At 61.7% G+C, this 1,575-nt stretch carries 1 protein-coding gene and 2 pseudogenes; all 3 read left to right on the forward strand.

The window, feature by feature from the left end; genetic code table 11:
* Positions 1–426 (forward strand): annotated as a pseudogene (locus ACESMD_RS02905) (NADH-quinone oxidoreductase subunit C/D); the annotation flags it as partial.
* A gap of 2 nt (positions 427–428) precedes the next feature.
* Positions 429–956: an NADH-quinone oxidoreductase subunit NuoE gene (gene nuoE / locus ACESMD_RS02910; RefSeq protein ID WP_372610174.1), complete on the forward strand. Its 528-nt coding sequence runs from the start codon at positions 429–431 to the stop codon at positions 954–956.
* Positions 953–1,575, forward strand: a pseudogene (locus ACESMD_RS02915) (NADH-quinone oxidoreductase subunit F); the annotation flags it as partial. The gene nuoE and the pseudogene ACESMD_RS02915, both read left to right, overlap by 4 nt.

Below are 1,575 nucleotides of genomic sequence, written 5' to 3' on the forward strand. Positions count from 1 at the left end.
AACGGCGACGCTTTCGACCGTGGCCAACTGCGCATCGAGGAGATGCGTCAGAGCGTGAGAATTCTTCAGCAGTGCATCAATAACATGCCCGCAGGGGACTACAAGGCGGATCATCCGTTGACCACACCGCCGCCCCGGGAGCGCATGCTTGAACATATTGAAACTATGATTACCCACTTTTTGCAGGTGTCCTGGGGGCCGGTGTTGCCCGGCAACGAGTCACTGCAGATGATTGAAGCTACCAAAGGCATCAACAGTTATTACCTGACCAGTGACGGCGGCACCATGAGCTATCGCACGCGCATTCGCACGCCGAGCTTTCCGCATTTGCAGCAGATTCCTGTGCTGATGCGCGGTGGCTTTGTGCCGGATTTGATCGCGCACCTGGGCAGTATCGATTTCGTCATGGCCGACGTGGACCGCTAACTATGTCTGACACTCTTTTCTCTTCCGCTACCTCCACGCCCATCGCTACTGATAGCGACGGCTTCGTGCTTCACGAGGACGACCGGCGCGCCATGCTCTCTCAGCGTGATCATTACGAGCAGCCCCAGGCGGCCTGCATCGAAGCGCTGAAAATCGTGCAGCGGCGCCACGGCTGGGTACCGGACGGGGCGATTGCCGCCATCGCCAAGACGCTGGGCATCGGTGCAGGAGAAGTGGAGGGCGTGGCGACCTTCTACAGCCTGATCTTTCGCCAGCCGGTGGGACGTCATGTGATCCTGCTGTGCGACAGCAGCTCCTGCTTTCTCACCGGCTATGAGGAATTGAGCATGGCCTTGAGCGAGCGGCTCGGCATCCGCTTTGGCCAGACCACCGGGGACGGGCGTTTTACTCTGTTGCCGGTGTGCTGTCTGGGGGCCTGCGATCGCGGCCCTGCCCTGATGATCGACGACGATACCTTCGGTCCTATCACGACGGACGATCTGGATGAACTTCTGGAGGCCTATCCATGAAGGCGATACCCAAGGATTCACGGCTTCGCTATCACTGCCAGCTGCGCCAGAGCGCCGAGGAGCGCCGCGCCGACACTCACCCGCTGACCTGGCAGCTGCGCGAAGACGGCGCGCGGGTCGGGTTCGAGGAATATTGTGAGAAGGAGGGCTATCGGGGCGCGACACGTACCCTCGAGCAGTGCGCGCCCGGTGATGTGATCGATACCATGAAACAGGCCAACGTGCGCGGCCGCGGGGGCGGCGGCTTCTCCGCCGGCGTCAAGTGGAGCCTGACCCAGGTGGGGGACCATTTACCGCGCGGCTACCTGATCTGCAACGCCGACGAAATGGAACCGGGCACCTTCAAGGATCGGCTGCTGCTGGAGCAGCAGCCGCACTTGTTGATCGAGGGCATGGTCATAGCCGGCTATGCCAACCGCTCCTGCTACGGCTATATCTTCCTGCGCGGCGAATACGTCGAGGCGGCGCGCTCTGTGGCTCTGGCCATTGATGAGGCGCGGCAGGCGGGGCTGCTGGGGAGCGACATCGCCGGCAGCGGCTTCGATTTCGATATTGCCCTGCATACCGGGGCCGGGCGCTATATCTGCGGGGAAGAAACCGCGCTGATCAACTCCCTGGA

The sequence above is a fragment of the Halomonas sp. genome (assembly GCF_041689495.1).
Lineage (GTDB): Bacteria > Pseudomonadota > Gammaproteobacteria > Pseudomonadales > Halomonadaceae > Halomonas.

Coding starts and splice junctions, on each gene's coding strand:
- nuoE (WP_372610174.1), top strand. CDS start 429: ATGTCTGACACTCTTTTCTCTTCCGCTACCTCCACGCCCATCGCTACT.